The organism is Saccharopolyspora thermophila (assembly GCF_014646075.1).
In the GTDB taxonomy this organism is placed as follows: Bacteria; Actinomycetota; Actinomycetes; order Mycobacteriales; family Pseudonocardiaceae; genus Saccharopolyspora; species Saccharopolyspora thermophila.
This window is the reverse complement of sequence record NZ_BMMT01000006.1, coordinates 209,728-234,123: the sequence shown is the minus strand read 5'-3', so window position 1 is coordinate 234,123 and position 24,396 is coordinate 209,728. Positions and strand designations below refer to the sequence as shown.

Below are 24,396 nucleotides of genomic sequence, written 5' to 3'. Positions count from 1 at the left end.
GACAGAGGAGTCCGCAGACATGACCAAGGTTCTCGCCGCAGGAGACCACTTCGTCGCGCCCGAGGTGTTCGTCGACGCGCTGCGCCGCAGCGCCGGTGAGCACGACCTGGAGTTCAGCACGCTGCAGCTGCCGTGGCCGGTGGAGCCGTTCGGGCCGGTCGGCAACGTGCAGGAGGCCAGCGGCACCGAGCAGCAGCTGCTCGACGCGCTGGGCGGGGCGGAGATCGTGGCCACCCAGATGGCCCCGTTCACCGCTGACGTGCTCAACGCCAGCCCGCAGCTGAGGTTCGTCGGCGTCTGCCGCGGTGGCCCGGTGAACGTCGACCTGGCGGCCGCCACCGACAACGGTGTGATCGTCAGCTACGCGCCGGGGCGCAACGCCGCGGCCGCCGCCGAGTTCGCCGTCGGCCTGATCCTCGCCGCGCTTCGCCGCATCCCCGGCTCCGACGCCGAGTTGAAGGCGGGCAACTGGCGCGGCGACTACTACTCCTACGACAACGCCGGGATCGAGCTGGAAGGCGCCACGGTCGGCCTCGTCGGCTACGGCGCGATCGGCACAATCGTCGCCCGGGTGCTGCGCGCCTTCGGCTCGCACGTGCTGGTGTCCGACCCGTTCGCCAACCCCGAGGACGCCGCCCGCGACGGCGTGGAGCTGGTCGATCTGGAGACCCTGCTGCGCCGCAGCTCGGTGGTCAGCCTGCACGCGCGCCTGACCCCGGAAACCAGGCACCTGCTCAACGCCGACAACCTCAAGCTGCTGCCGGAAGGGGCCGTGCTGGTCAACTCCGCGCGCGGCGGCCTGCTCGACTACGCGCCGCTGCCGGAGCTGCTCAGGTCCGGTCGCCTGGGAGCGCTGGCGGTCGACGTCTACGACATCGAACCCCCGCCGCGCGACTGGCCGCTGTTCGACGCGCCGAACGTCATCACCACCCCGCACCTGGCCGGCGCCACCCGGCAGACCGCGCACCGCGCCGCCGAGATCGTCGCCGGTGAGGTGGCCCGGTTCCTTGCCGGGCAGCGGCCGCGCTTCGTGGCCAACCCGGACGTGCTCGCCCGGTTCGAAGGTCTGCGGCCATGATCATCGGGGTCGACGTCGGCACGTCGGTGACCAAGGCGTCGCTGCTGAACCGTGACGGCTCCGCGCTGGTCACCCACAGCATGCGCAGCACCCTGCACCGCTTGCCCGGCGGGCGGGTGGAGCAGGACCTCGACGAGGTCATCGGCTCGGTGGTCCACGTGGTCCGAAAGGTCGCCGAAGCGGCCGACCGCGCCGGGGTGCCGGTGGAGGCGCTGGCCATCACCGGCCAGGGCGACGGGCTGTGGCTGCGCGACCACCAGGGCCGGCAGGTGGGCCCGGCGATCTCCTGGCTGGACGCCCGCGCCGCCGACGTGCTGGACCGGTGGGGCCGGACCGGGGTGCAGCGGCAGGTGTACCGGCTGACCGGCTCGGGGATGTTCCCCGGCTCGGCCGGTCCGCTGCTGGCGCACCTGTCCGAGCATGCCCCGGAGCGCCTGGAGCGTGCGGCCGTCGCCGGGTACTGCGTGGACGCCATCGTGCAGCGCTTCACCGGTGAGATCACCGTGGACGCCTCCGACGCGTCGCTGCCGTTCCTGGACGTGCCGACCCGCAGCTACTCGCAGGAGGCTCTGCAGGCGTGCGGTGTGGCCGAGCACCGCAGGCTGCTGGCCGAGCCCGCACCGCCGGGCAAGCTGTTCGCGCTGGACGGCGGCAGCGCCAAGGCACTCGGCCTGCCCGCTGGGCTGCCGGTGTCCGCGGGCCCGTTCGACCTGCCCGCGTGCGCCTTCGGTTCCGGCGTCAGCGAGGTCGGCGACGGCGCGCTGGTGATCGGCACGACGCTGGGCTGCCAGGTCCTGCGCGACGACGTCGCCATCGACCCCGACGGGGAGGTCGCGGGCATGTGGCTGGCCACCCCGCTGGCGGACCGCTACCTGCGGGTGATGCCCGCGATGGTCGGCACCGCCAACCTCGACTGGGTGCTGGCCATGGTCGGCGCCGGAATCGACCAGTTGGAGTCGCTGCTGGCCGCCAGCAGGCCCGGCGCGAACGGGGTGTCGGCGCTGTCGTTCCTGTCCGGTTCCGGGGAACGCGCCCCGTTCGTCGACCCGCGCGCCCGCGGCCAGTTCACCGGGCTGTCGCTGGAAACCACCCAGGCCGACCTGGTGCGGGCGATGTGCGAGGCGGTTGCCTACGCCGCCCGGCACAACCTGGAGACCGCGGGCCTGACCGGTGCGGTGTCGGCGTGCGGCGGCGGGGCGCGGTCGGCGGCGTGGAGCCAGATCTTCGCCGACGTGCTGGGCCGCCCGCTGTATGTGCCGCACGAGGTGGGCGTGGGCGCGCGCGGCGCGGCCATGACCGCCTGGGATTCGCTGGGCGAGCCGGTGGACCGCGAGCAGTGGGCCGCCGCGCGGCGCACCGTGGTGCCGCACCCGGACGCCGTGGAGTTCTACGAGCGCGGCTACCGCGCCTACCTGGCCTCGATCGACCGGGCCCGCCCGCACTGGGGCGCGACGTCCTGACTTCCCCGACAAGGAGCTTGAGATGACGCGGCTGTACAACGACCCGGCGTCGTTCACCGAGGACATGGTGACCGGTTTCGTGGCGGCCCACCCCGAGTACGTCCGGCAGGTGCCGGGCGGCGTGGTGCGCGCCAGGCCCGCGCGGCGCGGCAAGGTCGCCGTGGTCACCGGCGGCGGGTCCGGCCACTACCCGGCGTTCTGCGGGGTGGTCGGGCCGGGTTTCGCCGACGGCGCGGTGATCGGCAACATCTTCACCTCTCCGTCGGCCAAGGACGCCTACTCGGTGGGTCGGGCCGCCGACCGGGGGGCCGGGGTGGTGTTCTCCTTCGGCAACTACGCCGGGGACAACATGAACTTCGGCCTGGCCGTGGAGCGGCTGGAGCGCGACGGCATCCGCGCGCACAACGTGGTGGTCACCGACGACGTGGCCAGCGCCCCGGCCGCCGAGCAGCACAAGCGCCGCGGCGTGGTCGGCGACTTCGTGGTGTTCAAGGTCGCCTCGGCGGCCGCGGAGGAGGGCTACTCCTTCGACGAGGTGGTGCGCGTCGCCGAGCACGCCAACGCCCGCACCCGCAGCCTGGGCGTGGCCTTTGACGGCTGCACGCTGCCCGGCCAGGACCACCCGCTGTTCGAGGTGCCGGACGGCCGGATGGGGCTGGGCCTGGGCATCCACGGCGAACCGGGCGTGTCCGAGCGGGACCTGCCCGCTGCGGCGGAGCTGGCGAAGATCCTGGTCGACGGGCTGCTCGCGGAGGCACCAGAGGCGGATTCGCGGCGGGTGACCGCCATCCTCAACGGCCTCGGGGCCACCAAGTACGAGGAGCTGTTCGTGGTCTGGGGCACGGTGTCGCGGCTGCTGGCCGACGCCGGGCTGGAGGTCGTTGCCCCCGAGGTCGGCGAGCTGGTGACCAGCCTCGACATGGCCGGCTGCTCGCTGACGCTGACCTGGCTGGACCCGGAGTTGGAGCGGCTGTGGCGGGCCCCGGCCGACACGCCCGCCTACCGCAGGGGCACGGTGGCGGCCGCCGAACCGGATGAGTCCGATGTGGACCACCAGCCGCCGGCCGTGGAGCAGGTCACCGTGGTGGCCCCGCCGGAGGGGCAGGCGACGGCGGCGCTGGTGCTGCGGTCCCTACGCGCGGTGGCGGATCTGCTGGCGGAGCAGGAGGAGGAACTCGGTCGCCTGGACGCCATTGCCGGTGACGGCGACCACGGCCGCGGCATGACGCGTGGCAGCGCGGCCGCGGTGGCAGCGGCCGAGGAAGCCGCGGCCAGGGGCGTCGGCCCGGCGGCGGTGCTGCTGGCGGCGGGCGACGCGTGGGCGGCCAAGGCGGGCGGCACGTCCGGTGCCCTGTGGGGTGCGGCGTTGCGGTCGTTCGGCGACCAGCTGCCCGATCACCGGGCGGCCCTGGCGGGCGACCTGGCCGCCGGCGCGTCGGCGGCGCTGGCAGCCGTGCAGCGACTGGGGCGCGCGGAGGTCGGCGACAAGACGTTGGTGGATGCGCTGGTGCCGTTCGTGGCGGAACTGCGCGGCGCGGTGGACGCCGGCGCCAGCGGCCGGGACGCGTGGCGGCAGGCCGCGAAGGCGGCGACGAAGGCCGCCGAGCACACCGCGCAGCTGCGGCCCCGCACGGGCCGGGCGCGGCCGCTGGCCGAACGCAGCGTCGGCACCCCCGACCCGGGGGCGACGTCGCTGGCGCTGGCGCTGAACCGGATCGGCGAGGTGCTCGCCGGGAACGGAAAGGACGAGGACAGGTGACCGAGCGGTTGCGCATCGTGGTGGGTTCCGACGACGCGGGGCTGCAGTACAAGGAGCAGCTGAAGCAGGATCTGCAAGCAGACCCACGGGTCGCCGACGTGGTGGACGTCGGGGTGGGCGCGGACGAGCACACCGCCTACCCGCACGTGGCGGTCACCGCGGCGCGGATGGTCGCCCAGGGGCGGGCTGACCGGGCGCTGCTGGTGTGCGGCACCGGCCTGGGCGTGGCGATCAGCGCCAACAAGGTGCCGGGCATCCGGGCGGTCACCGCGCACGACAGCTATTCGGTGCAGCGTTCGGTGCTGAGCAACAACGCCCAGGTGTTGTGCTTCGGCCAGCGTGTGATCGGATTGGAGCTGGCCCGCAAGCTGGCCGCGGAATGGCTGGAGTACCGGTTTGACGAGTCGTCGCCGTCGGCGCAGAAGGTCGCGGCGATCGGCGAGTACGAGTCGGCGTGTTGAACGGGGGTGGAGTGGACGCACGACTGGCCGAGCAACGGCGCGAGGTCATCAGGATCGCCCGTCGGATGGTGGCCGACCGGCTGGTGGTCGGCACGTCCGGCAACGTCTCGGTCCGCTGCGGCGACCTGGTGGCGGTGACCCCGTCCGGAGTGGACTACGAGGACCTGCGGGTGCCGGACATCCCGCTGGTGGACCTGGACGGCAACGTGGTGGAAGGCGATCTCAAGCCGACCTCCGAACTGCCGATGCACCTGACCGCCTACCGCGAGCACGACGCGGGAGCCGTGGTGCACACCCACTCCCTGAACGCGACGGCGCTGTCCCTGCTGCGCGACGACGTCCCGGCGGTCCACTACCAGCTGGCCGACTTCGGCGGCGCGGTGCGCGTGGCGCGGTACGCGACGTTCGGCAGCCCGGAACTGGCGGAGTCGATGTCGCAGGCCCTGGCCGGCCGAACGGGCTGTGTCCTGCGCAACCACGGCACGATCACGATCGCGGAAACCCTGCCGAAGGCGTACCACCGGGCCCGCCAACTGGAATGGCTCTGCGAACTCTGGCTCACGGCGGCCCGAGTGGGCGACCCGCACCTGCTGAGCGACGAGGAACTGGCCCGCTGCGCGAAGCTGTTCGCAACGTACGGCCAGAACCCCAGGAACTGAGCGTCCCGGGGGTATGCACGCGGGCGTGGCGGCCTCCACTGTGGACGTCAGCGGCGGCGCTTCCGGCGCGACTGCGGGGCCGCCGACGACGACCAGTGCCGCGGGCGGGTCAGCGCGGCCGGGAGCGCGGTGGCAGCGTCCCCCCGGGCCGCGTCGAGCTGGGGCTGGGTGAGGAAGATGCTGCCCCGCAGGTCCGCCCCGCCGAGGTCGGCGGCCCGCAGGTCGGCGCCCAGCAGGTCCGCGTGCCGTAGGTCCGCGCCCCGCAGGTCGGCGCCGATGAGGTACGCCCCGCGCAGGCTCACGCCGCGCAGGTCCGCGCCCCGCAGTTTGGCCCCGATCAGATCCGCCCCGCGTCGATCGGCGCCGCGGAGCCCCTCCCGCGCGCTCTCGCTCACGCGGCCCAGCAGCTGCCCGACCTCCTGCCGGTATGCCGCGCCGTCGAAGGACTCCAGCTCCGCCGCGGGCGCCGACACCAGCCGCGCCGTGCGTTCCAGCGCGGCCGACACCTCATCGCGCAGCGGGCCCCGGGGCAGCAGCTCCAGGCTCTCGGTGAGGTACCAGCGCAGTTCCTGCAACTGCCGCATCACCGTGAACACCGCGAACATCGACGGCGCCAGGCCGGGTTCGTCGCGCCACGTCCGACCGCCGAAGGTGACCTGGGTGACCTGTTGGCCCGCGCCGAAGCAGTCGAACACCACGCAGCCGAGGAAACCGCGGTCGCGCAGCCGGTCGTGGATGCCGCAGCGGAAGTCCGCCAGCAGGTTGCGGCACGGCTGTCCGGCGGGTTTGTCGACCGCGAAGTCCGCGGAAGCGGTGAACGCGGGCACCACGCAGCACAGCCCCGCGCAGCGGCCGCAGTCCGCCCGCAGGTCCTGACGCCCCGGCATCGGGTCGCCCCGGTCGGACATTGGCCTTCCCTTCCGTCGAACCCCACCCAGGCCAGGGACAGCGCCCGGCCCGGCGCGCGGGTGGTCGCGTTCCTGGTGCGGGCGCAGATCGCCAGCCTGCCACATGCGCGGTTCGGTCGCCGGGTCCTGACGCGCACCTGCGGTGCCGGGCCGGATGACGCCCGTGCGCGATCCCCCTGGAGATCGCGCAGTGCGCGTCCTCTTGGGACTTCTCAGTCCAGGTGTGCGGCTGGGGGCAGGTCCTCGCGTGCGCCACGGGGCCACTGCGCCGGTTCCGGGCCCAGCTCGGACAGCTGGCGGACCTGCAGCGCGCACCACGGGGACACCTCCGCCGAGCCGGCGAGCACCTCGGCGCTGAACTCCTTCCAGTCCACCCAGCGGGTCTCGGCGACCTCGTCCGGGTTGGGCTGCGGGGTGGCGTCGGTGAAGGCCGCGAACACCGGGCACTTCTCGTTCTCCACCACGCCGTTGTCCATCACCGCGCGGTACTGGAAGCCCGGCAGGGCCAGTTCCAGGGCGTGCACGGTCAGCCCGAGCTCCTCGCCGAGCCGCCGGGTGATCGCCGCACGCATGTCCTCGCCGGGCGCGGGGTGGCCGCAGCAGGTGTTGGTCCACACCCCCGGCCAGGTGCGCTTGTGGTGGGCGCGTTGGGTGAGCAGGAACTCGCCGCGGTCGTTGAACACGTAGCACGAGAACGCCAGGTGCAGTGGCGTGTCCTCGTGGTGCACGACTGCCTTGTCCTCGACACCGATCGCCTGGCCGGCGTCGTCGAGCAGAACGACCTGTTCCACCGGGTGTACCTCCACGTCCTGCTGGACCTCCGACCGGGTCGGAACCCTACGACAAACCGGGCGGCGGCCGCCAGCCGACCTTGATCACCTTCCGCACCAGGCTAGGCGAGCACCGCCCGTTCGGCACGTCACGGTATGAGCACGACCTTGCCGTAGGTCTCCCGGTTCTCCAGCGCCGCGTGCGCCTTCGCGGCGTCGGCCAGCGCGAACGGCGGGTTCACCAGCGGGAGCAGGCTGCCGTCGGCCAGCGCGGCCAGCGCCTGATCCTCCAACGCGCGCATGCCTCCCGGCACCTTCAGCAGGTTCGGCCCAAGGGCTGTGGTGGCGGTCACCGACCGGGCCACCAGATCGTCGGAGGTGAACCGGTGCTCGCCGAACTCCCTGCCGTACAGCACGATCCGCCCACCCGGCCCGAGCAGGTCGAACGCCGCCCGTCCGGAGGCGCCGCCAGCCCCGTCGAGCACCAGGCTCACCGCACGGCCGTCAAGCGCGGACCGCACCTGCTCACCCCAGTCGGGCCGGGTGTAGTCCACCGCGACGTCGGCGCCGAGACTCCGCACCTTCTCGACCTTGGTAAGGCCACCGGCGGCGCCGACGACGGTGGCACCGTTGTTGCGGGCGTGCTGGACCAGGAGGGCGCCGAGGCCACCGGCGGCGGAGGTGACGAGCACGACGTCGTCGGCGGAGACCTGGGCGATGCGCGCGATGGCCATCGCGGTGCGGCCGGTGCCGATCATCGCCACCGCGGCGGCGAGGTCGGTCCCCTCCGGCAGCACCTGAACCGCCTCGACGTCGCGCACCGCGAGCTCGGCGTAGCCGCCGCTGGTGGGCCCCAGGTGCGCGACCACGCGCCGGCCGAGCCACTCGGCGGCGACGCCCGCGCCGAGTTCGTCCACGATGCCCGAGACCTCGCGGCCGGGCGTCATCGGCAGCTCCGGGAGCGGGAAGGGCCCGCCGTCGATGCCCTGCCGGATCGTCGTGTCGATCACGTGGACCCCGCTGGCGGCGACTCTGATCCGCACCTGCCCGGGCCCGGGATGCGGGTCGGGCACCTCCTCGTAGCGGAGGACCTCGGCCGGACCGAACTCGTGCTGCCGGATGGCGAACATGCCGTGACTCCCGTCGTCGTACCGCGCGCTGACCTGCGCACACGCTAGAAGTTTGAGCATGCTGGAGGTCAAGGGTGTCGAAATCAGCGGGGCCGCCCGGTGTTTGCCGGACGGCCCCGTGCGCGTCACGCGTTCAGCGCCCTTCGTCTTCCCAGGGGTTCTGCCAGCCCTGCTCCTGCCAGTTCGGCTGCAGCCAGGACTCGCTCTCGTCCGGGGTCTGGGTGACCCACCAGCCGTTCTGGCAGACGCGTCCCTCCGGGTCGATGTCGCCTTCCTGGTACTCGCCGAACCCGGTCGTCTCGCCGTTGGGGCCCTGGCCCCAGCTCGTGTAGTAGTAGCGGCACCCCTGCTGGGGTTCCGCCGACGCCAACGGCGTGACCACGAGTCCGGCACCCAGCACGCACATCCCCGCGAGCGCGGCGCGCATCAGCTTGCCCATTGATGTCTCTCCTCTCGATCTCACGGCCGCGGACGCGGCCACCATGGGGCCTACTGAGCGCGGACGGGAGGTGCAGGACCAGTGCGCTGAACGACTGACACTCCGACGAGTGCCCGGCGGGGCCGCAGCAGTGTTGTTCGGCTGGTGAAGCCACCCAACCGATCGTGATTCGAGGAGAAGCGAGACCATGAACCACAGCGGTGACGCCGGGATTGTGGTGACCGGCATCCTGGGCCGGGAATGGCGCTACGCCCGCACGCCCGATGAGATCCGCGACCTGGTGGAGGCGATCGTCAGCGAGAAGCCCCGCCAGTTCTCCCAGGTCTACGTCTGGGATCGCCCGTGCCGTCAGTCCAAGGACGGCACGATCAACGAGTTCCCGGACCACCGTCTGCGGGTGACCACCTACAGCCAGGACGGGTGGGGCGCGGTGAACTGGATGCACCCCGGCGCTCCGGACGGCGCCTTGGCCGACTCGCGCAACCCGGACGCTACGGAGGACACCCCGCCACTGCTGTCCGATCCCGAGGGCGACCTGTGGTTCCCCGCTTCGGCGTCCCTGCCGCTGGAGAAGGTGCGCGAAGCGGTTGCCGAGTACTGCCGCACCGGTGCACGGCCGACGTGCGTGCAGTGGCAGCCCGGCGAGTGGTCCTGAACCGGGCCTCTCGCAACAGGCCCCGCTTCAGGTGCATCCACCCGGGCTTCGACGGCCTCGCCGTAGTGGTCGCGCCACTGCTCGGGATTGGGATCTGGGGTGATGCCGGCCGTCGGGTTGATCTCGTCCGGCCAACACGGCAGTCACCAGCGGGGCGCCCTCGGGGCGCAGGAGCACCTGGCGCTCACGCCCGGCCGGGTCGCGGCGGTGTTGTCTGGCTTCGGGTTCAGCGCCTTTCGCCGATCAGTGCGGCCGTGGTGGGGGTTTCGTGTTTGCCGGACATGAAGCGCAGGTCCGTGGCCAGTAGTCCGGCGGAGATCAGGCACAGTGCCGCGCCGACCGCGAACGGGGCGTGCTGGGAACCGAGCCATTCGGCGATGTGCCCGACCAGGGTGGCCGCGGCGGCGCCGCCCAGCCAGCGGCAGAAGTTGTAGCCCGCGCTGGCCACCGGGCGCGGCGCGTTGCTGACGCTCATTGCGGAGCCGGTGAACAGCGTGTTGAGCAGGCCGGACGCCAGGCCGCTGAGGATCACCGCGACGACCACGACGGGCTTGGAGCCGATGGCCATCACCCCCAGCAGCATCGCGTAGATCAGCACGGCGAGCACGGTGCCACCGACCTCGCCGAGGCGGGCGGCGACCCGGGGTGCGAGGGTGACCCCGGCGACCGCGACGCACACGCCCCAGCCGAAGAACACCAGGCCGACCGCGATCGCGCCGAATTCCAGCACGAACGGCGACCAGGCCAGGACGATGAAGAACGCCGCCGTGTAGCAGGCCGAGCCCAGCGAGGTGCGCAGCAGGCCGCCGTGCCCGAGTGCCCGCAGCGGGTCGAGCAGCCGGACCTTCGGGCGCGCGGCGCGGTCGGTGTCCCTGGGCAGGAACCCGGCGGCGAGGACCAGGGCGATCGCCATCAGCACGGCCGTTCCGGCGAACGGTCCGCGCCAGGAGATGGTGCCCAGCAGAGCGCCCAGCAGCGGTCCGGTGGACAGGCCGATGCCCAGCGCCGCCTCGTAGAGCAGGATGGCGGCCTGTTGCCCACCGCTTGCTGCGCCGACGATCACCGACAGCGCGGTGGCGATGAAGAACGCGTTGCCGAGCCCCCACACCGCGCGCAGCGCGACGAGCTGGCCGATGGTGCCGGCCAGTGCGCAGACCAGGGTGGACAGCACGATGAGCACCAGGCCGGTGACCACGGTGCGTTTGGGCCCGAAGCGGGCGCTGAACGCGCCGGTGATCAGCATCGCCACCACCTGGACGCCCAGGTAGGACGCGAACAGCAGGGTGACCTGCTCGGGACCGGCATGCAGGGACTCGGCGATGGACAGCAGGATCGGGTCCACCAGTCCGATGCCCATGAAGGCGATCACCGCCGCGAACGCGGTGATCCACACCGCCTTGGGCTGTCCCCTGAAAACGTCGAGTAACCGAATGTCGTGCCCGGCGCTCATCGGCCGCCATCTCCTCGCTGCGACGGAAGCAGTTCGTTTGCGATACTAACAATTAGTGCTTAGCGCACCAAACGAACCCACGGCAGCGAACCGGGCACCCCCGATGCCGAAGATCACTCTCAGATGTCGGAGACCCCCAGCAGGTGCTCCCCGCCGGCCCGACTTCCACATTTGCCTGAACCTGGGGCCCGGCTTCCGAACTTGCCTGAATCTGGGCTCCCGGCGGGGACGTCAGGCCGGGGGAGGGCGTCAGACCAGGATTCCGGCGATGGTGGCGCTGAGGAGGTTCGCCAGCGTTCCCGCCAGGATCGCTCGGATGCCGTCGCGGGCGATCCAGCCGCGGCGGGACGGGACCAGGCCGCCCAGGCCACCGAGCAGGATCGCCAGCGAACCGAGGTTGGCGAAGCCAGTGAGGGCGAAGGTGATGATCGTCGCGCTCTTCTCGCTGAACTGCCCGATCTGCGGGCCGAAGTCGGCGAACGCCACGAACTCGTTGATCACCAGCTTCTCGCCGACGAAACCGCCTGCGGCGACCGCCTCGTCCCACGGCACGCCGATCACCCACATCAGCGGCGAGAACGCGTAGCCGAGGATCTGCTGCAGCGTCAGGTCGGGCATCCCGAACAGCCCGCCGATCCCGCCGACGAGCAGGTTGACCAGCGCGATCAGCGACACGAACGCGAACAGCATCGCGCCGACGTTCAGCGCGAGCCTGAGCCCGTCGGAGGCGCCGGTGGCGGCGGCGTCGATGACGTTGCGCGGCTTGGGTTCCACGTCCTCGGAACGCTCGGCCGCCACGGCGGCCGGTGTGCCCTGTCTGGACGGCTCGCCCGCGGTGGCCGGCGACGCGTCATCTGGCGGATCGATCGCGACCGCCTCCCCTCGATCCGACGTCGCGGCGGTCTCCGCCTCGCCGGCCGGGGCGGCATCGGTCCGCTCGGTCTCCGGCATCACGATCTTGGCCATCAGCAGCCCCGCCGGTGCGGCCATGAAGCTGGCCGCGATCAGGTTGTCCAGCTTCGCGCCGAGCATGGAGTAGCCGACCATCACGGTGCCCGCCACGGTGGCCAGCCCGCCGACCATCACCGCGAAGAACTCCGAGCGCGTCATGCTCGCCAGATACGGGCGGATCACCAACGGGGACTCGGTCTGGCCGAGGAAGATGTTGGCGGTCGCGTTCAGCGACTCGGCCCGCGTGGTGCCCAGCACCTTCTGCAGACCGCCGCCGATGATCCGCACCACCCACTGCAGGATGTTCCAGTGGTAGAGCACGGCGGTCAGCGATGACACGAAGATGATGATCGGCAGCACCTGGAAGGCCACCACGGTGCCCTGGGACGGCAGGATCGGGCCGACCAGGAACTCGATGCCCTCCTTGGAGGAGTCGATCACCCGCTGCACCCCGCCGGCGACCGCGGCCAGGGCCTGCCTGCCCATGTCCCAGCGCAGCACGACGAACGCGAAGACGATCTGGATGGCCAGCGCGCCGAGCACGGTGCGGAGGCTGATCGCGCGTCTGTTGGTCGACATCGCGAACGCGAGCAGCAGCACCACCAGCATGCCGCCGATGCCCCACAGGACCTGCACCTGAACCCTCCCTCGACTCCGCCGTCCCCGCGGCGTGCTCCATCGATCCCGGGGATGCTCGCATGCAGCTCAGCGGGGCCGCGCAACGGCCTTCCGGATGTGATCGAGGTCTCGCGCCGAACCGGGAAAAACGGGACGGCGACTTCCCGTCAAAGCACCCACGAGTCGATCTCGTCTCGTTACGTTCCGCTCACGCGTCGGGGGCGGAACGACGAGAGGTGCGTGGCATGCGGAACCGATCACTCCTGGCGACCGCGGCGGCGATGGCGGTGGTGTCCGGCCTGCTGCTGCCGACGACGGCGGCGACGGCCGAGCCGGTCACCGGGATCGCGGCGGTGCAGGAGCACTTGCGGGAGCTGCAGCGGATCGCCGAGGCCAACGGCGGCAACCGGGCGGTCGGCCAGCCCGGGTACAAGGCGTCGCTGGACTACGTCAAGGCCCAGCTCGACGCGGCCGGGTTCACCACCCAGGTGCAGGAGTTCAACGACCTCGGCGTCATCACCTACAACCTGCTGGCCGAAACGCCGGGCGGGGACGCCAACCGCGTGGTGATGTTCGGCGCCCACCTGGACAGCGTCAGCAGGGGCCCGGGCATCAACGACAACGGCACCGGGGCGGCAGCGATCCTGCAGGCGGCCCTGGACTACGCGGGCAGCGGCGCGACGCCGAAGAACAAGCTGCGCTTCGCGTTCTGGGGCGCGGAGGAGGAAGGGCTGGTCGGTTCCACGCACTACGTGCGGACGCTGCCCGACGCGGAGAGGCAGAAGATCGTCGCCTACCTGAACTTCGACATGGTGGGGTCGCCGAACGCGGGCTACTTCACCTACGACGGCGACGATTCCGACGGCGAGGGAGCGGGCCCGGGGCCGGAGGGGTCGGCGCAGATCGAGAAGCTGCTCAACGATGCGCTGGCCGCGGCGGGGGTGCAGACCGAGGGCACCGACTTCGACGGCCGCTCGGACTACGGCCCGTTCATCGAGGCCGGCATCCCGGCGGGTGGCACGTTCACCGGTGCCGAGCAGGTCAAGACCGCGGAGCAGGCGCAGAAGTGGGGCGGCCAGGCGGGCGAGGCGTTCGACCCGTGCTACCACCGGGCGTGCGACACGGTGGACAACGTGGACACCCGAGCCCTGGACCGCAACCTGCAGGCGATCGCGGAGGCGGTGAAGGTCTACGCGGAGCAGTTCCCGCAGCCGTAGCGGTTCGTGCTGCGCGCCGAACGCGTGGAGGAGAAAAGGCGACGGTGGGGCGTGCGTGCGCCGCACGCCCCACGCATCCCTCAGGGCTTGGTGGCGACGCCGCCGAAGAAGATGTGGTCCTGCGGGTTCACCGGGGTGGCGCCGTCCGGGCGCCACTCGGGCACGAACACCGCGCCCGGCTCCACGAGCTCGAACTCGCCGAACAGGCTGGTGATCCATTCCGGCGACCGGGCCACCGCGGGATTGCTGCTCGTTGCGTACAGGGCCTCCAACGCGCGCATTTCGTCGGGGCGGGCGGCGGCGGTGGCGTGGGTGATCGCCAGGGCGCTGCCCGGGCACACCCGTTCGCGGTAGGCGCGCACGATCTCCGCCGGCTGCCGGGCGTCCGGAATGAAGTGCAGCAGCGCCAGCATGAGGACCATCACCGGCTGTTCGAAGTCGATGAGGCCGAGGGTCACCGGGTGATCCAGCACGGCCTCCGGGGTGCACAGGTCGGCCTGCACGATCGCGGCCCGGTCGTTGCCGCTGAGGATGAGTTCGCTGTGCGCCGTGGCGACCGGATCGTTGTCGACGTACACCACGGAGGCCGACGGGTCCACCGCGTGCACCACCTCGTGCACGTTGCCCACGGTCGGTATGCCCGAACCGAGATCCAGGAACTGGCGAATCCCCGCCTTTAGCCCGAACAACACGGCGCGGCGTAGAAATGACCGGTTTGCCCGGCAGGCCGCGCCGACACCAGGGAAAACCTCCTCGGCCTGCCTGGCGAACCGGCGGTCCACCTCGAAGTTGTGCGCCCCGCCGAGGAACGCGTCGTAGGCACGCGCAGCGCTGGGTTTGGTGATGTCGACGTTGTCCGGCACCCAGTCGAGTCGTTGGGCCATTGCACACCCTCCCGATCCGATCAACAGCGGACCGTGACCCTAACCGAGGGCGGTGCCGAACCAAAGCGCAGCCCGCGAATTCCCCGGGCGCAGAACGAGTCGCGCGCCCGCGCCGGACATTGCCAGGATGGCTGTCATGACCGAGGTGCGCACCGCGCATACCGCAGACCTGGACGACGCGGCGATCAAGGCAGCGCGGAACCTGCTATGGGACGTGTTCGACGACGACATGACCGAGCACGACTGGGAACACGCCCTGGGCGGTATTCACGCCCTGGCCTGGAACGGTGATGATCTCGTCGGCCACGCGTCGGTGATCCAGCGGCGCCTGCTGCACGGGGGGCGGTGGCTGCGCACCGGTTACGTCGAGGCGGTGGCGGTCCGCGCGGACCACCGGCGGCAGGGCATCGCGGGCACGATGATGGCGGAGCTGGAGCGGGTGATCCGCCGCGCGTACGACCTGGGCGCTCTCGGGGCCAGCGACGAGGGAGCGGCGTTCTACGCGTCGCGGGGCTGGCAGCGCTGGCAGGGCAGGACCTACGCCCTGAGCCCCGCAGGCATCCAGCGCACGGAGGATGAGGACGACTGCATCTACGTCCTCCCGACCGCGGTCCCGCTGGACCTCGCGGGCGATCTCACCTGCGACTGGCGCGACGGCGACGCCTGGTGACCCAAACACGCCGCCTGGCCGTCGATGTCGCCGCGGTCGTGCGCGCCGTCGAGGCTGGGCGGTTCAGGCGCTGACCCCGTTCGCGCCTTCGGGTCGCGGTTCCACCTCACCGTGATCACGTCGAAACGCGGGCCGGCCGGGCCGGGCCGCATTGGGCTGTCCGGCGTACCGGCGCTGTGGCCGAACAGTGCATCCCGGAGTAGTCCACTGTGGCTGGACCACAATTCCCGAAAACCGGCCAAAAGGCGGATTTCGCGGAATCGCTCGCCATGCCGTTTTTCGGTGTTACTGGCGGGTATTCGCCAAATTGACCGCAGTTGCGCGCATTCCTCCTTCAATGGTGACGCCTTTCACTCTTTGATCGGAGGAAGCATGCGCTTACGGCACAATGTCGGTGCCGCCGTGGCACTGGCGATGGCGAGCACGGCCCTGGCCGCTCCGGCTTTCGCCGCGCCCGCCGCCGAGAACTACGCGGCGATGGGCGACTCGTACGCATCCGGGGTCGGCACCCGGGAGTACTTCGACGACAGCGGGGACTGCAAACGCAGTCCCAAGGCATACGCCCAGTTGTGGGCCGATTCCCACGACGTCTCCAGCTTCGCCTTCGTCGCCTGTTCCGGGGCCGTCACCGACGACGTCAACTCCGGACAGCTCGACCAGCTCAGCGCCGACACCACGCTGGTCACCATCTCCATCGGCGGCAACGACATCGGTTTCTCCAGCGTCATCCGAGACTGCCTGCTGGGCACCGACTCCAGCTGTGACTCGGCGGTCAGCGCGGGCGAGGAGAAGGCCCGCAACGAGCTGCCCGGCAAGCTCGACACCACCTACGCCAACATCCGCCAGGCCGCACCGAACGCCAAGGTCGTGGTGGTCGGCTACCCGCGCATCAACGAGATGGGCAGCTGCGGCATCCCCGGCTACACCGAGGCCAAGCGCCAGCGCATCAACGAAGGCGCCGACGTGCTGGCCGAGGTGATCGCCGACCGCGCCGCGGCCGCCGGGTTCACCTACGCCGACACCCGCGACGCGTTCGCCGGGCACGGCGTGTGCGCCTCCGACGAGTGGATCAACGGTCCGAGCAACCCGCTGATCGAGTCCTTCCACCCGGACGTCGACGGCCACGCCAAGGCGTTCCTGCCGGTGCTCAACGACATCACCGGCTGATGCCCGGGTGGGCGCGGCGCGCGGCCTGGATGATCCGGTCGATCCGCCGGGCGTGCGCGCCGCGCCAGTACACCCGGGCGCACGAAGCGCAGCGCGCGTACTCCTCGTAGTGGCGCCGGGTGCCCGCCTCGATCTCGTCCAGAACGTCCTGTTTGGACATCGGAACGAGGGTGCCGTTGCAGGCGGTGCAGCGGGTCCACGGGGCCAGCGGCGGCGCGAAGCGGCTGACCACGTCGACCAGTTGCTCCGCCGGGTCCGCGCCTCGCACGTAGGCGCCCGCCCACAGCGCGCGGCGGCGCAGTATGCCCCGGTCCTGCGTCAGCAGTACCCGCCGTTCCCGCTCGGCCTGCGCGATCAGCTCGTCGTCGTCGGCGTCGTTGCGGTACGCGGTGTCGACCCCGAGCAGCCGCAGTCGGCGGGCCAGCTTCCCGAGGTGTACATCCAGCACGAAGCGCGACGGTAGCGGCTGCGGACGCGCGACCGGTGCGATGTCGATCGCCGCGCCGGGGCGGGGCTGGTGGGAGGCGGCCGCGGCGACTCCGTCGACCCGGAACCCGCCCACCTCGGTCAGCGGCACGCCCAGCGACTCGGCGAGGTGCCCGAGCGTCGCGGTGCCGTCGTGGCGCAGCTCGAACTGCCCGACCCGGTGCGACACGGCGACGAAGAACCACAGCTCCGGGTCGAGGCGCACCTGCACCGTCGAGGCCACCTGCTCATGGTCGCCCCTGCCCGACAGCAGTGCGCCCCGCGCCGGTGGACCGACGCGGGGCGACTACGCCGATCCGGGCACTTCCCCTACCCGGAACGGCCGTGCGTGACGGGTGCTCACGCAGTAACCATGCTAGACCATACGTTCGAACGGGCGCCAGGGGTTCAGCCGAGCGCCGCGACCCTTCGCCTGCCCTACGGGCGGGTGGTGTCGAGTTCGGCGGGGGACGGCTGGGCCAGGCGGGACTTCTTGATGCCGTAGGTGAAGTAGACGATCAAGGCCAGCGTCATCCAGACCGCGAACATCGCGTAGGTCTGCCACGGGAGTTCCCAGATCAGGTAGACGCAGGCCGCGATGCTCAGCAGCGGCACCACCGGGTAGCCCGGCACCCGGAAGCCGCGGTGCAGGTCCGGACGCGTCCGGCGGAGCACCACCACGCCGGTCGAGACCACCGCGAAGGCGACCAGAGTGCCCATGCTGGTGAGGTCGGCCAGGGTGCTCAGCGGCACCACCGCCGCGAGCACGCCCACGAAGGCCGACACGATCAGGGTGTTGCGAACCGGCGTCCGGCGCGTGGGGTGCACCGCGTGGAAGACCGCCGGGACCATGCCGTCGCGTCCCATCGAGAACAGGATCCGCGTCTGGCCGTAGATCGTGGTCAGCGTGACGCCGAAGATCGACACCACGCCCCCGGCGGCCAGTGCGATCGCCGGCCAGCCCGAGCCGGTGAGGTTGCCCAGGATCGTCGCCAGGCCCGCTTCCTGGCCCTCGAACGCCTGCCACGGCTGGGCGCCGATCCCGGCGACCGCCACCAGGACGTAGACGGCGGTGACGATCGCGATGCACCAGAAGATCGCCAGCGGCAGCGTCCGGCGCGGGTCCCGCACCTCCTCGCCCGCGGTGGAGACGGTGTCCATCCCGATGTAGGAGAAGAACACCGTGGCGGCGGCGGTGCCGATGCCCGCGATGCCGAACGGCGCGAACGGGGTGGCGTTGTCCGCGTTGAACGCGGTCAGCGCGACCGCGACGAACAGCAGCAGCACCAGCAGCTTGATGCCCACCGTGATCGCGTTGATTGTCGCCGACTCCTTCGCGCCCCGCACCAGCAGCAGGCAGCACGCGGTCACCAGCACGGCCGCGGGCACGTTCAGGACACCGCCCTCGCCCGGGGGTGCGCTCAACGCGGCGGGCACCTGCCAGCCGAAGACGTCGCCGAGCAGCGCGTTGAGGTACTCCCCCCAGCCGACCGCCACCGCGGACGCCGCCACCCCGTACTCCAGCAGCAGGCAGGCGCCCACGAGATAGGCGACGATCTCGCCGAGCGTGGCGTAGGCGTAGGTGTAGGACGCGCCGGCGACCGGGATCGTCGAGGCCAGCTCGGCGTAGCACAACGCGGTGAGTGCGGCGGTGATCGCGGCGAGCACGAACGACACCACCACCGCGGGCCCGGCCTCCGGCACGGCCTGGTTGAGCACGATGAAGATCCCGGTGCCGACCGTGGAGCCGACGCCGATCATCGTCAACCGGCCCACCCCGATCGACCGGCGCAGCTCACCGCCGCCGGTGTCCGCGCCGCTCTCGGCGACGAGCGTGCTGATCGGTTTGCGCCGCAGCACCCGCCGCCAACCGACAGTGGGGCCAGGGCTGGGCGCGGAACCGGACATGCGTGCTCTCCTGTCGATCGTGCGACGGCCGTTCGTTCGCGGCGGGGAAACATGGTGGAGCACCGACCGAGGAGCCCGGGAACCGGGTCCCGCCGACGCGCCGGTTCGGTCCGAGCCGAAATGTAGGGACGGCAAGATCGACTGTCAACGCGACCGAGCAAAGGAAATCCTTCGTCTGTCGGGCAAGTCCTGCGTGTTCTCTTCCGGTCGCCCGCGGTGTGGTCGGCGGCACGCGACCCGTGGATCACGGGGTTCGGGCCGACTGCACCGGGCGGCTGACCCACCAGGTCAGCAGCGGCCCCGTCACCGCCAGCAGCAGCACGTAGCAGGTCGCCAGCGGCCCCAGCGGCCCCGTCGGGCCCGCCACCAGCCCCACGATGACGATCGAGAACTCCCCGCGCACGACCAGCACGCTGCCCGCGCGCAACCGGCCGCGCACCCCGGAACCACCGCGGGCGGCCGCGTACCAGCCGGTCGCCAGCTTCGTCAGCGCCGTCACCACCGCCAGCGCCAACGCCGCCGGCAGCAGCGGCAGCAGGCTCGCCGGGGGCACCGCGATGCCGATGGCGAGGAAGAACGCCGCGGCGAACAGGTCGCGCAGTGGGGCCACCAGCGACCGCACCCGGTCGGCCAGCGGGCCGGTCAGCGCCAGGCCCACCAGGAACGCGCCGACCGCGGCCGACGTCCCGGCCAGCTCGGCGACCGCCGAGATCACCAGGGCCAGGCCCACGATCCGCAGCAGCAGCTGCTCGGTGTCGCCGTCCTCCACCAGGTGCCCCACGCGGTGCCCCCACCGCCGCGACACCCCCAACGCCAGCAGCAGCACCCCGACCGCCACCGTGACGCTGGCCATCCCGTGCAGCAGCGTGCCGCCGGTGGCCAGGACCGCCAGGATCGGCAGGTAGACCGCCATCGCGAAGTCCTCCAGCAGCAGGATCGACAGCACCGCCGGCGTTTCCCGGTTGCCCAGCCGATGCAGGTCGTCCAGCAGCCGCGACACGATCGTCGATGACGACACCCAGGTGATCCCGGCCAGCGCCACGATCCCGGTGACGTCCAGACCCAGCAGCCACCCCGCCACCGCCCCGGGCGCCGCGTTGACCACCATGTCCACCAGCCCGGAGGGCACGTGCTGGCGCAGCGTCACGGTGAACTCCTCGATGGAGAACTCCAGCCCCAGCGTCAGCAGCAGGAGAACCACCCCGATCGACGCCCCGAGCTCCACGAAGTCGCGGGCGGCCGGCAGCGGTGCGATGCCACCCTCGCCCACGGCCAGGCCCACCAGCAGGTAGAGCGGGATAGGGGACACCCCGAAGCGCCGGGTCACCGAACCGACCGCGCCGAGCACGATCAGCACGATCCCCAGCTCCAGCAGCAGGGCGATCGAGGTGTGCACGGCTCATCCCGCCAGGATGCGTTCCACCCCGGTGATGCCCTGCTGTGTGCCGATCACCACGAGGATGTCGCCGGCCTGCAGCGTCTGGCTCGGCCCGGGCGAGGCGATGACGTCCTCCCCGCGCACGATGGCCACGATCGACGCGCCCGTCCGGGTGCGCGCGCGGGTCTCGCCGAGCGTGCGCCCGTCGAACGGCGACCCCGCGGTGACCTCGACCTGACCGGCGTTGAGGCCCGGCACCTCGCGGGTCAGGTCGGCGAACCGCTCGGCGATCCGCGGCGCGCCGAGGATCTCGGTGACCGCGTCGGCCTCTTCGGCGCTGAGCCGGAACAGCACCCGGGTCTCGTCGGGATCATCGCCGGGGTAGGTGACGAACTCGAAGTCGCCGCGGCGGCGGGCCACCACCCCGATGCGCTGACCGTCGGTGGTGGTGAACTCGTACCGCAGCCCCACGCCTGGCAGCAATACTTCGGTGACGTCCATGCGTTCATCATCGCGCCGGAGTGCGGCACCCGCCGGTTCGCGCTTCGCGGGGGTCCGCGAGCCCCGCGCGGCGAACTGTTCCGCGTCCACTAGGCCAGAAAGACCACTGTGGACAGCACCTGGAGCGCTGGAAGCTCGCCCCGGCGCCGGCCGCGGGCACCGGTCCCCGGACGCGCCCGGAGCCTGACGGAGGCCAGGGGACTAGCCGGTCACGGTGAACTCGCCGCGGATGCCTTCGCCGCGCATACCGGGCTTGCAGGCGGTGGTGTACCGGCCGGCCTGCGGCACGTCGGCGATGAGCGTGCGGGTCAGGCCGGGGCCGATGTTCTCGACCTCGCCGATGATTTGGTCGCCTTCGCCGTAGAGGTAGAACTCGGTGACCTGGCTGCCGGTGTTGGTGATGTCGAACCGGACGGTGCCCGCCGGGGCGGAGGTCGCCGACAGCGTGCACACGGTGTCGCTGGCCTGCACGGTGATCGCGCCCGGCGCGGCGGGCTGCCCACCGCAGGCCGCGGCGAGCAGCGCGGCCGCGCAGACCGCGGGCAGCAAGGTGCGGGGGTGGGGGGTCACGTCGGCTTTCCGGTGCGGGTCTCGGCGGGCCGGATGGCACCGCGGTGGAGACGGAGGAACAGCGCGAGCACGACCACGACGTAGCCGACCCAGACGGTCGCCTCCAGAACCGTGGTTTGCGGGGAGAAGTTGAGGACGCCCTTCAGCAGTGCGCCGTACCAGGACGTCGGCGGCACCGCGGCGCTGACGTCGAAGGCGAGGGTGTGCAGGCCGGGTAGTATCCCGGCCTCCTGCAGGTCGTGCAGGCCGTAGGCGAGTACCCCGGCGGCGACGAAGACCAGCAGCACGCCGGTGACGGTGAAGAACTTCGACAGGTTGACCCTGATGGCGCCGACGTAGAGCAGCCAGCCCAGCAGCACCGCGATCGCGATGCCGATCAGGAACCCGGCCAGCGGCAGCACGGTGCCCCCGCCCGCGGACCGCACGCTGGAGAAGAAGAACACGGCCGTCTCCAGGCCCTCGCGGGCCACGGCGAGGAACGCCACGGCCACCACCGCGGCCGGGCCCAGCCGCAGCGCCTCGGCGAGCTGGCCGCGCAACTGGGCGGCCAGCGTGCGGCCCGCCCGGCGCATCCAGAAGATCATGCCGGTGACGAACACGACGGCCACGATCGAGGCGATGCCGCCGAAAGCCTCCTGGGCCTTGAAGCTCAGGGTGGCCGCCGTCCAGGTCAGCAGCGCGCCCACCCCGATTGACAGGGCGACCGCGACACCAACGCCCACCCACACCAGCGGCAGCGCGCCGCGCCGCTCGGTGCGGACCAGGAATGCGACCAGAATGCTGACCACGAGAACGGCCTCCAGTCCCTCGCGCAGTCCGATGAGCGCATTGCTGAAAAGCATTCGCAGCTACTTCCGTCGTGCTCCGACACGGTTCTGCGGGCAACCAGGTAAGGCTCACCTTGGTGGCAGGCGTGTGGAGACCATGACATCGATCCGCGAAGAACGCCACCGGGAGGTTCGCACAGGTCCGTGTTCGCGTCCGCGGCACGGCAGCCGTCGGTTAAGATGTCATCGATCTCGGCGGGCTCCGCGCCTGCCGACCACAGGACCTGGCAGTGCCGGGCGATCTGGCTGGCGCATCCCGCGCGTCCAGCCCGCGAACCCGGCGGTGAACCGCACAGCGAGCCGAGCCGGTTCTCAGGCGCCACCAAGGACCGAGCCCGGCTGTTCCGGGTGGTCAAAAGGGAGGGGCGGTCGCCCAGATCGCCTCGGCCGCCCGCGTGGAAGAGCCCGCTGGCCGATCGGTCAGCGGGTTTTTTCGCATCCGGCATCCGGCTATTGCTTCTGCCCGCGGCGGACTCCCGGGGGCGTGGCGCAGGCCGGGCGGATTTCTTCAGCGATATCAACTCGGACGAGTGGCGATCGGGCGTGGAACGGGGCACGGTACCCGATATGTCCACCGTCAAGGCCCAGCAACCAGGTGTGTTCTACCGGCGTCCGGCCCCTGAGGCGGACCCCTACGTGCATGAAGGCGGCCACGTCGACCCAGGCCAGACCATCGCGATCATCGAGGCGGTCAAGACCTACAACCCGGTGCGGGCGGACACCGCCGGCACGGTGACCCGATTCCTGATCGACGACGGGGCTCAGGTCGCCCCCGGGCAGGCCGTCGCGGAGGTCGCTGACGAAACGCCGCACCGCGGGTGATCTTGCCTCCCGCGCAGGTCCTATCATGACCGCGCAGTCGTGGGAGGTGGCGAGGTCGTGCGCGGGGTCGACTACTACGAGCTGCTCGGCGTGTCGCGCGACGCGACGGCGGCGGAGATCAAGTCGGCGTACCGGTCCCTGGCGCGCACGATGCATCCCGATGTCGGTGGCACCGCCGGGACCTTCCGGCTGCTGCAGGAGGCGTACGAGACGCTCAACGACCCGGTGCGCCGTGCCAGCTATGACGGCAGCCGCCAGGAGGAGCTCCGACCCAGGCGCCCGCAGCGGCGGCGCCCCCGCTGCGACTTCGGCGACGACCCGAACTACGTGCCGCGTCTGCCGCGGCTGCGCGTGGATGACATCCCGTGGTGGGACGGCGTCGACCCCGACGCCCGCATCCGCTACGTGCCGGTGACCGGCCCGGAAGCAGCCCCCACGCTGACGCTGCTGGGCGGCTGGACGCTGCTGCTGCTCGCCGGGCTGGCCGTGGAGCTCAGCGCCGTGCTGCTGGCCGTGTGGCTGTCGCTGCTGGTCGCCTCCGGCGCGGTGATCCTGGCGCTGCTGCGGCGGCACATCCGCGCCCGCCGGACCGACCACCTGTTCGCCGCCGAGTTCGGCGGGCGGCGGATCTTCGGCCTTCCCGACGCGCAGGACGAGCGGGCCCAGCAGCTGACCGCCGAGCTGTGCGCGAAGTACCTGACCCGCATCCCCGGGGTGCGGGTGTTCCACGGCCTGGCCTGGCCGGACTCGGTGTTCGAGGACATCCACCACGCGGTGCTGTGCGGGCGCCGGCTGGTGCTGGTGGAGTCCAAGAGCTGGCTGCCCGGCCACTACACCTCCGACGAGGACGGCGCCCTGTGGCGCAACGGCCACCCCTTCCGCGGCGGCACCACCCAGCTCCCCGAGGGCATCGCCGTGTTCGAGGACCTGCTGCCGGGTGTCGAGGTGCGCGGCGTGCTGCTGATCTACCCCAGTCGCGCCGGTGAGATCACCACCGTTGACCAGAGCGGCGACCAGGTGGCGCCGATGACCCCGGCGCAGTTCGTCCGCGACATCGGCCGCTGGCTGGCCCAGGATCCGGCGACCGTGGACCGCGACGTGTTCACCACCGTGCTGGACCAGGTCGTCTCGCACTGAGCGGCTCTCGTTCCGCCGGGACCGATGAGTTTCCGGCCGCTCGCGGGTCAGCATGGGTAACCGACCTGCTGTGGCGGAAAGGACGTGTCATGACGACTGCGACGAGCGCGCCGTCCCGGCGCCGGGGACCGCACGTGGCGCTGTGGGTGCTCCAGGTTGCGCTGGCGGTGTTCTTCACGCTGGCCGCGCTGCCGAAGCTGCTGGGCGACCCGACGGTGGTGCGGATGTTCGCTGTGATCGGCTTCGGGGACTGGTTCCGGTACCTCACCGGGGCCCTCGAACTGCTCGGCGCCGTCGGCCTGCTCATCCCGCGTCTGGCCGCGCTCGCCGCGCTCGGGCTGGCCGGGGTGATGGCCGGGGCGACGATCACCCAGGTCTTCGCCTTCAACGCCCCCGCCATGGCCGTCGTGCCCCTCGTCCTGCTGGCGGTGTTCCTGGGCGTCGCCTGGGCCCGCCGCCCGCGGCCGAGCATCGACCTGCCCGGCGAGGGCTGAGCGAGCCGGACCGGGGAA

At 71.7% G+C, this 24,396-nt stretch carries 24 protein-coding genes and 1 pseudogene; 12 read left to right on the top strand and 13 right to left on the bottom strand.

What is annotated here, in order from left to right:
- Positions 1-19 precede the first annotated feature (19 nt).
- The 5 genes from IEY17_RS11345 to IEY17_RS11325 are packed head-to-tail and all read left to right on the top strand — an operon-like array spanning position 20 to position 5,417.
- On the top strand, positions 20-1,078 hold the full coding sequence (locus IEY17_RS11345; RefSeq protein WP_188987292.1) for a 2-hydroxyacid dehydrogenase: 1,059 nt from the start codon (positions 20-22) through the stop codon (positions 1,076-1,078).
- Positions 1,075-2,538, top strand: a complete 1,464-nt coding sequence (locus tag IEY17_RS11340) for an FGGY-family carbohydrate kinase (protein ID WP_188987291.1) — start codon at positions 1,075-1,077, stop codon at positions 2,536-2,538. The genes IEY17_RS11345 and IEY17_RS11340 overlap by 4 nt, the downstream gene beginning before the upstream one ends.
- Before the next feature lie 22 nt (positions 2,539-2,560).
- Entirely contained in the window at positions 2,561-4,297 is a 1,737-nt protein-coding gene (locus IEY17_RS11335) for a dihydroxyacetone kinase family protein (protein ID WP_188987290.1), read from the top strand.
- Positions 4,294-4,758, top strand: coding sequence for a ribose-5-phosphate isomerase (locus IEY17_RS11330; protein WP_188987289.1), 465 nt, complete (start codon positions 4,294-4,296; stop codon positions 4,756-4,758). The genes IEY17_RS11335 and IEY17_RS11330 overlap by 4 nt, the downstream gene beginning before the upstream one ends.
- 11 nt (positions 4,759-4,769) lie before the next feature.
- Positions 4,770-5,417: a class II aldolase/adducin family protein gene (locus IEY17_RS11325; RefSeq protein WP_188987288.1), complete on the top strand. Its 648-nt coding sequence runs from the start codon at positions 4,770-4,772 to the stop codon at positions 5,415-5,417.
- Between the two features lie 47 nt (positions 5,418-5,464).
- Here the strand turns inward: IEY17_RS11325 and IEY17_RS11320 are convergent, their stop codons facing one another.
- The 4 genes from IEY17_RS11320 to IEY17_RS11305 all read right to left on the bottom strand — a co-directional run bounded on the left by IEY17_RS11320 (position 5,465) and on the right by IEY17_RS11305 (position 8,664).
- Complete coding sequence (locus IEY17_RS11320) at positions 5,465-6,304, bottom strand: pentapeptide repeat-containing protein (RefSeq protein ID WP_373289870.1); 840 nt, start codon at positions 6,302-6,304, stop codon at positions 5,465-5,467.
- Between the two features lie 233 nt (positions 6,305-6,537).
- Positions 6,538-7,116, bottom strand: coding sequence for an isopentenyl-diphosphate Delta-isomerase (gene idi / locus IEY17_RS11315; RefSeq protein ID WP_188987286.1), 579 nt, complete (start codon positions 7,114-7,116; stop codon positions 6,538-6,540).
- A 128-nt stretch (positions 7,117-7,244) separates the two neighbouring features.
- Entirely contained in the window at positions 7,245-8,225 is a 981-nt protein-coding gene (locus IEY17_RS11310) for a zinc-binding dehydrogenase (protein ID WP_188987285.1), read from the bottom strand.
- Between the two features lie 133 nt (positions 8,226-8,358).
- Positions 8,359-8,664, bottom strand: coding sequence for a hypothetical protein (locus IEY17_RS11305; protein ID WP_188987284.1), 306 nt, complete (start codon positions 8,662-8,664; stop codon positions 8,359-8,361).
- A 187-nt stretch (positions 8,665-8,851) separates the two neighbouring features.
- Between IEY17_RS11305 and IEY17_RS11300 the strand changes: the two genes are divergently transcribed.
- Complete coding sequence (locus tag IEY17_RS11300; protein WP_188987283.1) at positions 8,852-9,319, top strand: Imm1 family immunity protein; 468 nt, start codon at positions 8,852-8,854, stop codon at positions 9,317-9,319.
- 226 nt (positions 9,320-9,545) lie between these two features.
- Here IEY17_RS11300 and IEY17_RS11295 read toward each other — a convergent pair whose 3' ends face one another.
- Positions 9,546-10,769 carry an MFS transporter gene (locus IEY17_RS11295; protein WP_188987282.1) on the bottom strand — a complete coding sequence of 408 codons (1,224 nt, stop codon included), beginning with the start codon at positions 10,767-10,769 and terminating at the stop codon, positions 9,546-9,548.
- A 249-nt stretch (positions 10,770-11,018) separates the two neighbouring features.
- Positions 11,019-12,356: a NupC/NupG family nucleoside CNT transporter gene (locus IEY17_RS11290; RefSeq protein WP_229680038.1), complete on the bottom strand. Its 1,338-nt coding sequence runs from the start codon at positions 12,354-12,356 to the stop codon at positions 11,019-11,021.
- A gap of 227 nt (positions 12,357-12,583) precedes the next feature.
- Here IEY17_RS11290 and IEY17_RS11285 point away from each other — a divergent pair, with 227 nt between their 5' ends.
- A complete protein-coding gene (locus IEY17_RS11285; protein WP_188987281.1) occupies positions 12,584-13,555 on the top strand; it encodes a M28 family metallopeptidase in 972 nt (323 codons plus the stop codon).
- 80 nt (positions 13,556-13,635) lie between these two features.
- On the opposite strand, the gene IEY17_RS11280 is transcribed toward IEY17_RS11285, so the two are convergent.
- Positions 13,636-14,439, bottom strand: a complete 804-nt coding sequence (locus IEY17_RS11280; protein ID WP_188987280.1) for an SAM-dependent methyltransferase — start codon at positions 14,437-14,439, stop codon at positions 13,636-13,638.
- 136 nt (positions 14,440-14,575) lie between these two features.
- Between IEY17_RS11280 and IEY17_RS11275 the strand changes: the two genes are divergently transcribed.
- Entirely contained in the window at positions 14,576-15,109 is a 534-nt protein-coding gene (locus IEY17_RS11275) for a GNAT family N-acetyltransferase (protein ID WP_188987341.1), read from the top strand.
- Positions 15,110-15,481: 372 nt separating this feature from the next.
- A complete protein-coding gene (locus IEY17_RS11270) occupies positions 15,482-16,276 on the top strand; it encodes an SGNH/GDSL hydrolase family protein (RefSeq protein WP_188987279.1) in 795 nt (264 codons plus the stop codon).
- Here the strand turns inward: IEY17_RS11270 and IEY17_RS11265 are convergent.
- The 6 genes and pseudogenes from IEY17_RS11265 to efeU all read right to left on the bottom strand — a co-directional run bounded on the left by IEY17_RS11265 (position 16,266) and on the right by efeU (position 21,940).
- Positions 16,266-16,985, bottom strand: a complete 720-nt coding sequence (locus IEY17_RS11265; RefSeq protein WP_188987278.1) for a Mut7-C RNAse domain-containing protein — start codon at positions 16,983-16,985, stop codon at positions 16,266-16,268. The genes IEY17_RS11270 and IEY17_RS11265 overlap by 11 nt on opposite strands.
- A gap of 194 nt (positions 16,986-17,179) precedes the next feature.
- The gene (locus IEY17_RS11260) at positions 17,180-18,649 is read right to left on the bottom strand and encodes an amino acid permease (RefSeq protein WP_188987277.1); all 1,470 of its coding nucleotides are present in this window, start codon (positions 18,647-18,649) and stop codon (positions 17,180-17,182) included.
- A gap of 244 nt (positions 18,650-18,893) precedes the next feature.
- Complete coding sequence (locus IEY17_RS11255; RefSeq protein ID WP_188987276.1) at positions 18,894-20,045, bottom strand: cation:proton antiporter; 1,152 nt, start codon at positions 20,043-20,045, stop codon at positions 18,894-18,896.
- A gap of 3 nt (positions 20,046-20,048) precedes the next feature.
- Complete coding sequence (locus IEY17_RS11250; RefSeq protein WP_188987275.1) at positions 20,049-20,528, bottom strand: cation:proton antiporter regulatory subunit; 480 nt, start codon at positions 20,526-20,528, stop codon at positions 20,049-20,051.
- 204 nt (positions 20,529-20,732) lie between these two features.
- Positions 20,733-21,077: pseudogene (locus tag IEY17_RS11245) on the bottom strand (cupredoxin domain-containing protein); the annotation flags it as partial.
- A gap of 17 nt (positions 21,078-21,094) precedes the next feature.
- Positions 21,095-21,940 carry an iron uptake transporter permease EfeU gene (efeU, locus tag IEY17_RS11240; RefSeq protein WP_188987273.1) on the bottom strand — a complete coding sequence of 282 codons (846 nt, stop codon included), beginning with the start codon at positions 21,938-21,940 and terminating at the stop codon, positions 21,095-21,097.
- Positions 21,941-22,492: 552 nt separating this feature from the next.
- On the opposite strand from efeU, the gene IEY17_RS11235 reads away from it, so the two are divergent.
- From IEY17_RS11235 to IEY17_RS11225, 3 genes are all read left to right on the top strand, one after another.
- The gene (locus IEY17_RS11235) at positions 22,493-22,747 is read left to right on the top strand and encodes an acetyl-CoA carboxylase (protein ID WP_188987272.1); all 255 of its coding nucleotides are present in this window, start codon (positions 22,493-22,495) and stop codon (positions 22,745-22,747) included.
- Between the two features lie 57 nt (positions 22,748-22,804).
- Positions 22,805-23,884: a J domain-containing protein gene (locus tag IEY17_RS11230; RefSeq protein WP_188987271.1), complete on the top strand. Its 1,080-nt coding sequence runs from the start codon at positions 22,805-22,807 to the stop codon at positions 23,882-23,884.
- 89 nt (positions 23,885-23,973) lie between these two features.
- A complete protein-coding gene (locus tag IEY17_RS11225; protein WP_188987270.1) occupies positions 23,974-24,378 on the top strand; it encodes a DoxX family protein in 405 nt (134 codons plus the stop codon).
- The last annotated feature ends 18 nt before the right edge of the window (positions 24,379-24,396 follow it).